Source organism: uncultured Sphingomonas sp., assembly GCF_964237155.1.
Lineage (GTDB): Bacteria > Pseudomonadota > Alphaproteobacteria > Sphingomonadales > Sphingomonadaceae > Sphingomonas.
Genome location: NZ_CAXSHH010000006.1, coordinates 70200 through 76907 on the forward strand (window position 1 = coordinate 70200; position 6708 = coordinate 76907).

At 66.9% G+C, this 6708-nt stretch carries 6 protein-coding genes; 4 read left to right on the forward strand and 2 right to left on the reverse strand.

Going from position 1 to position 6708, the window contains the following annotated elements:
* Positions 1 to 115 precede the first annotated feature (115 nt).
* Positions 116 to 1030: a hydrogen peroxide-inducible genes activator gene (locus tag ACFE71_RS02850; RefSeq protein ID WP_375427301.1), complete on the reverse strand. Its 915-nt coding sequence runs from the start codon at positions 1028 to 1030 to the stop codon at positions 116 to 118.
* A 120-nt stretch (positions 1031 to 1150) separates the two neighbouring features.
* On the opposite strand from ACFE71_RS02850, the gene ACFE71_RS02855 reads away from it, so the two are divergent.
* From ACFE71_RS02855 to ACFE71_RS02865, 3 genes are read left to right on the forward strand one after another with little or no spacing between them, the layout of a single operon-like run.
* The gene (locus ACFE71_RS02855) at positions 1151 to 2848 is read left to right on the forward strand and encodes an ABC transporter ATP-binding protein (protein ID WP_375427302.1); all 1698 of its coding nucleotides are present in this window, start codon (positions 1151 to 1153) and stop codon (positions 2846 to 2848) included.
* Complete coding sequence (locus ACFE71_RS02860; protein ID WP_375427303.1) at positions 2832 to 3908, forward strand: efflux RND transporter periplasmic adaptor subunit; 1077 nt, start codon at positions 2832 to 2834, stop codon at positions 3906 to 3908. Before ACFE71_RS02855 ends, ACFE71_RS02860 begins: the two co-directional genes overlap by 17 nt.
* A complete protein-coding gene (locus ACFE71_RS02865; RefSeq protein ID WP_375427304.1) occupies positions 3905 to 5317 on the forward strand; it encodes a TolC family protein in 1413 nt (470 codons plus the stop codon). Before ACFE71_RS02860 ends, ACFE71_RS02865 begins: the two co-directional genes overlap by 4 nt.
* Before the next feature lie 235 nt (positions 5318 to 5552).
* Here ACFE71_RS02865 and ACFE71_RS02870 read toward each other — a convergent pair whose 3' ends face one another.
* Positions 5553 to 5774 (reverse strand): DUF488 family protein, encoded by a 222-nt coding sequence (locus tag ACFE71_RS02870; protein WP_375427305.1) that lies wholly within the window; start codon positions 5772 to 5774, stop codon positions 5553 to 5555.
* Positions 5775 to 6220: 446 nt separating this feature from the next.
* On the opposite strand from ACFE71_RS02870, the gene ACFE71_RS02875 reads away from it, so the two are divergent.
* The coding region (locus tag ACFE71_RS02875; protein WP_375427310.1) for a family 43 glycosylhydrolase at positions 6221 to 6708 on the forward strand (488 nt) is incomplete at its 3' end.

Sequence of the window (6708 nt, forward strand, 5' to 3'; positions counted from 1 at the left end):
GAGACATTCACGAGATTGGACGGAACAAGAGTGAACCTATAGAGAGGATAGGTAAAAGCTTAGCCGTTTAGGATCCCGAGCGAGGATCGAACAGCTTCGGCTATGCACGTTTCGGCTACGACCGGCTGCTCGTCAGCGTTCGTCGGCCGGACTCACGAACGTGATCGGCGACCACACGCAAACCCGCTTCGGTGCTCGACCCGCGCCGCCACGCCAGCGCGATCGAGCGATGCGCCTTCCAATCGACGACATCGAGGATCGCAAGTCCCGCCGAACCGCCGACATCCGAGGCGAGATACAGGGCGGGCAGCACAGTCAATCCCAGCCCACTGGCGACCATCTGGTGGAGGCTGTCAAGGCTGGTCCCTTCATAGTCGGGGCTGAGCGACATGCGGTAATGGGCGGCGATCTCGCTCGTCTGGCGGTGCAGGTGATGGCGCGTGTCGAGCGACAGCAGCGTTTGTCCGGCCAGTGCGTCCGCCTCGACTACGCGACCCGTCGCGAGCTCGCCGTCGACCGCGCTGACAAGATGGAGAGGTTCGCGGAATAACGGCTCGATCTCCAAGTCGTCGCCTGCGATCGGCAACGGACCCAACAGCACGTCCAAGTCGCCGCGGGACAAAGCCAAAGCTTGTGCGTCAGGAATTCCCTCACGGACATAAAGCCGCAACCCGGGTGCCACGCGGTGGAGTTCGGCGATGATCGGCGACAGCAAATAGGGCCCGAGCGTGGGGGTGGTGCCCAGCCGGAGCGTGCCGGTCAGTCCGGTCGCGGCGCTCTTGGCAAGTGCCTCGATGTCGTGCACCTCGCCCAGGACCTTACGCGCCTTCGCCACCACGCTCCGGCCGATCGGTGTCAGGATCGCGCCGGTCGTAGAGCGGTCGAGCAGCTTGACGCCGAGCCGATCCTCCAACGCCTTCACCTGTTGGCTCAGCGCTGGTTGGGAGACATTCGCGAGGCGCGCGGCCTGCGCGAACGACCCGGTGTCCGCGAGCGTCACGAGATATTCGAGTTGCCGGAGCGTGGGCATGTCGGGGTATAACCATAGACTGTCGCCATCCGGCAACGCTATCGATTGGCCCGGCGCGACCACGCGCCGATAGAAGCCCAGTTCGCGACGCCGTCGTGCGCGTGGGGATTGGGACGATCGATGGCGACAGCACAGCGGGTCGGATTGCGGGATGCGGCGCGCTGGCTGGCCGAGATCGTCGGACCCGACGCGGCCTATCTGCGACTGGCCGCGGTGTACGGTGTCGCGATCAGCCTCCTGTCGCTGGCGACGCCGATATCGGTCCAGCTTCTCATCAACAGCGTGGCGCACACCGCGCTGCCCGCGCCGTTATGGACCCTGTCGGGCGTGCTGTTCGGGCTTTTGCTTCTGGTCGCGATGCTCAGCGCGTTCCGCGTCCACCTAATGGCGCTGTTCGAGCAGCGGGTGTTCGCGCGCGTGGTGGCGGAAATCACGGTGCGCGCGGTCCATGCGCGTGATCCCTTTTTCGGCGATGCCGGGCGCAGCGACCTGTTCAACCGATATTTCGACTTGGGTGTGGTGCAGAAGGCGGTGCCGAGCCTGCTTATCGGCGGTTTCACGATCGTCCTCCAATCCGCGGTCGGCCTGGCGGTGACCAGTTTCTACCATCCGTTCTTCCTGGCGTTCAACGTGATCCTGCTGCTGGCGCTACTGCTGGTTTGGATGACCTGGTCGCGGGGCTCGCTAACCGCGGCGGTGGCGCTGTCCCACGCCAAGCACGACACCGCCCGCTGGATCGAGAGCGTCGGCGGCTCCAACGGCTTCTACAAATCGAGCAGGCATCTGGGGTTCGCGATGGATCGGTCGGAGGCGATGACCGCCACCTATGTAGACCGGCACCGGCGCTATTTCCGTTACAGCTTCGCCCAGACCCTCAGCTGCCTTTTGCTTTACGCGCTGGCGTCGGCGGCGCTGCTCGCGCTCGGGGGCAACCTGATCCTCGCGGGCGAGCTGTCGGTCGGGCAACTCGTCGCGGCCGAACTGATCCTTTCGGGCGTGTTCTACGGCATATCGCAGCTCGGCTGGTATCTTGACACCTTCTACGACCTGGTCGCTTCCGCCGAAGAGTTGTCGCTGCTGTTCGCCATACCCCAGGAAAGTGTGCCTGTGGCGGGCGGAGCGGGGCCCCGCGACGGGTCGGTCCGCCTACGCGAGGTCACGCTGGAGGGTGCGCGTTTCGATTTCGCGCTCGCACCCGGCGAGCGGCTGGTTACCGTTCCCGAACCCGGCATGGACCGCTCGCTGGCGCGGCTGCTGAAGCGCCACGCCTTGCCCGAGCACGGATTGGTGACCGTCGGCGGATCGGATCTGGGCGGGCTCGACATGTACCTGCTGCGGTCGGAGGTCATCGTCCTCGACCGGCCGACCATCGTGGAGGTCACGATCCGGGAATACCTGTCGCTCGCCGCGCCCGGCGCGACCGCCGCGGCGATGCTCGACGCGCTCGATGCCGTGGGTCTCGGCGGGCGCATCACCAGCCTGGCCGACGGGCTGGACACGTCCTTGGCCTCGTCGGGCTGGCCCTTGACGGTTGGCGAGGTCATGGAGCTGAAGCTCGCCAATGCGCTGCTCGCGCGTCCCCGGGTGCTGGTGCTGTCGCCGTTGTTCGACGTGATGCCGACCGAGAGGCTGGCCGACGCGCTGCGCCGGATGCAGGAATCGAGCACCACCGTCCTGCTCTGCACGGGCCGTCCGGGCGCGTTCGCGCTGGACGGTTGGATGCATCTCGGCCGGGATGCGCAGCCCCGCTTTGCAAGCCTGGCGGAACTGGACGCTTTCATCCGGCGACGGGAGGGCGCGCATGCCGTACCGGCCTGACCACCTCTCGCACTTCCCGACGTTGGCGCGAATGCGTCCGCCCCGGATCGCCGTGGCGCTCGCCTGGATGATCGCGATCGGTGTCGCGCTGTCGGCCGTCATCATGGTCTACATGCCGTGGGTGCAGACCGCGATCGGCGACGGGCAGGTCGCGGCGCTCGATCCCGGCGACCGCAACCAGGACGTGTCCGCGCTGATCGCGGGTCGGGTCGAGCGATGGTACGTCCGGGACGGCCAACATGTGGACCGGGGCGACCCGATCGCGCGCGTGGTCGATGTCGACCCAGGCCTGCTTTCGCGGCTCGGAGCCGAACGCGCGCAGGTAGAGGCGGAGATCGCGGCCGTGCGCCAAGGTCAATCGGTGGCGGACATAGACGTCGGCCGCACCCGTCAATTGCTCGCTGAGGGGCTGGTCGCGCGTCGCGACCTGGAACAGGCGCAGATCAAGGTGGCGGACAGCACGGCCAAGCTGGCGGAAGCGCGCGCCAAGCTCAACCGGATCGACGTCCAGCTTAACCGCCAATCGGCGCAGATGGTGCGCGCGCCGCGCGACGGGCGCATCCAAGAACTGAACGCTGCGGCGGGCGGCGCGCTGGTGTCGCCTGGCACGGTGCTTGCCGTGGTCGCGCCCGAGCGTGTCGAGCGTGCGGTTGAGCTGTTCGTGGACGGCCGTGACGTAGCGCTGGTCCGCATCGATCAGCCGGTCCGGCTAGAGTTCGAGGGCTGGCCCGCCATACAGTTCAGCGGCTGGCCGTCGGTGGCGCAGGGCCTGTTCGACGGCCGGGTACGCGGGATCGACCCGACCGTGGGTCCATCCGGGCTGTTCCGGCTTTTGGTGGAACCGATGCCTGGCAAACCCGGCTGGCCCGACCGGCGCTTCGCCCGGCTGGGCGCAAAGGTCCGCGGCTGGGTTCAGATGGAGACGGTGTCGGTCGGGTACGAACTCTGGCGGCAGTTGAACGATTTCCCGCTCGAGTTCGGCCAGCCGTGGAACCAGGCGGAGGGAGCGGCTGCAAAGGACGAGGACGCGGACGTGCTGAAGGCGGGCAAGGCGAAGTGATCGCCCGCATCCTCATGGTACTCGCCCTGCTGATCCCGTTGCCGGCGCCGGTCATGGCGCAGGAGGCGCCTCCGCTTCTGTTGGACGAGGTGCTGCGCTCGTCCGCCGCGCATGCGCCGCAGGTGGTCGAGGCGCTCACGCGGGTCCGGCAGGCCGAGGGGCGCGCTCTCAGCGCCGAGGGCGCGTTCGACACCGTGTTCGATGTCGATGCCCGGAGCCGGGTCGCCGGCTTCTATGATGGGACCGACGCCGAGGGCCGGGCGACGCGGCCGCTGACGGGCAATGGCGGCCAGCTGTATGGCGGCTACCGCGTCTCGCGGGGCGCGTTCCCCATTTATGAGGATCGGGCCTACACCGATCGACTGGGCGAGTTGAAGATAGGCGGGTTGTTCTCGCTGTTGCGCGATCGCGCGATCGACGAGCGACGCGGCCGTACGGCGATCGCGGCGGGGGACATCGATGTAGCGCGGCTCGAGCGCGAGATGGTGGCGATCGGCGTCCAGGGTCGCGCGATCACCGCCTACCAGAACTGGGTCGCGGCGGGCCTGCGCCTGCGCGTCTACGGATCGCTTTTGACCTTGGCGGAGACGCGCCGCGGCGGCATCGCGCGGCAGGTCGAACTCGGCGCGCGGCCACAGATCCTTCTGACCGAGAACGAGCAGAACATCGTCCGCCGCCGCACTCTGGTGGTCCGGACCGAGCAGGAGTTCGAGGCGGCCGCCAACGCACTGTCGTTTTTCCTGCGCGATGATGAGGGCGGACGAGCCACGCCGACGCCGGACCGTCTGCCGGCGAGCCTGCCCGAGTTCCGGGCGTCGCGACCGGTCGGACCCGTCGACCGACCGGACCTGCGCACGGCGGGCGCACGTGTCGACCAGTCGCTGGTCAGGCTGGCGCTCGCCGAGAACGAGCTCAAGCCCCGGCTCGACCTGCGTGGCGAGCTTGCCTACGACATCGGCGGCACCGGGCTTGGCGGGCGTTCGCGAAATGGCGAGGAGGCGATCGCGGGCGTGCGCTTCTCCGTCCCGCTCCAGCGCCGTCAGGCCAAAGGCCGCATCGCCGAGGTCCGCGCCGAGATCGAAGGACTACGCATGCGCGAACGCCTGATCACCGACCAGATCGCGGTGGAGGTGCGTGGCATCGTCATCGCGGTCGACGGGGCGGAGCGGACGGCGACGCTCGCCGCGCAGGAGGCCGAGCTTGCGGACCGCATGGCCGCTGCGGAACGACGGCGGTTCCAGCTCGGCGCCAGCGACTTCTTCGTGCTCAACCTGCGCGAGGAGGCCGCCACGGACGCCCGCGTACGAGCGCTCGACGCCCAGGCCAGGGCCGCCCTAGCCGCCGCCGACTTGGCGAGCGCGACGGCAAACCGAGCGTTGCTGCGGCTTGACGGTGAAGCAAGCCCTTAGGCCGACATGCTCAGCGGGTGCGCGAACGAGCCGTGCGCCGTCCCGTACTCATCAACGGACCGGCCAGATCACAGCTTCGCGCCGCAGCCAGACATCGCCACAGAGCGCACCGGCGAGCAGGATCATGAACATCGATCCTCTAACGTGTGGCTCGTTGACGCTACCCCATACGGGTCGTTATGCAAGATAACGAGGCTCGGGCCGCGCTTTGCAACAACGGTTGGAGCAGCTCAAGCTACTCGGCATGGCCGCCATCGAGCATGGCATGGTCGCCGCAGCGCGTGGTGTCCCGGCCCGTCTTCGGCGAACCCAGCGTTTTCCGTTCAACGTGGTCGATTCCGGCCTCGCGCGATCCGCCCGCCAAGACGTTTTTGGACAGGCTTGGTCGGCGCGAGAGCGACATCGCGCGTATGTCGGCCAGGGTCGCGCTTTCGTAGCCGACGGTGATGATCCGCATGCATTGAAAAAGTGGAGCTAGGGGCGCGGCGGCCTAGTCGGACAGCCATCGAGCAGGCCGAGGGTCGCCAGTCCAACTCCATGAACATGCTCATTCAAAAAGGGGGAGCGTCTATCGGCGGGACTGAGGCAACCAGTGGGAAATCGTCAATCCGGAGTGCAGGTGCCACTCACGACTGCTCCAACATCGGCGGACTTGTCGGCAGAGTACGGGTCGAGGGCGCTCGGACGTCTTCCTCGTCAGAGTGTTTACATCAGGTAAGAGGGACGGAGCATGCACGTCGACACGACATTTCCAGATAGCCGGTCCTCTCATCCTCTCATTTCCCGGTCTCAGGAGCGCGCTTTTCGAGGGGAGAGCAGAACGTGAAATTCAAGGGTCGCTGGGTAACGCTGCTGTCCCAGGTCGGGGTTGTATTGACCCTGAGCGGTTGTGCCTCCAACGCGATGGTACCCGGCTCGGTCGCCTCCGCATCTCCGAAGACGCACATGTTCAGTAACCCGCTACTCGCATCCGGACCCGATCCTTGGATCACGAGGGTGGGTGACCACTATTATTATATGCATACTCTCGGCGATCGTTTGGCGATCCGCCGCACGCGCGACATCGCACGTTTGGCCGAAGCGCCGGAGGTGACGATCTGGACCCCGCCGACGCGTGGAGCTAACGCCCAGTCGATCTGGGCTCCCGAGCTCCACCGCGCCGACGGCAAGTGGTACATTTACTACTCCGCCGCGGCGAGCGATCACGACGATGACGACCATCGCGGGGTCTTCGTGCTGGAGAATGCCGGCGAGGACCCGCTGTCAGGTCGTTGGGTCGACCGAGGCCGGGTGAACACGGCGCGGCCGGGGATCGACGGGACTGTCTTCGAGCATGGAGGTAGCCGCTACTTCGTCTACTCGCCCTATGTCGGTCCCGACAGCGTGCTCGC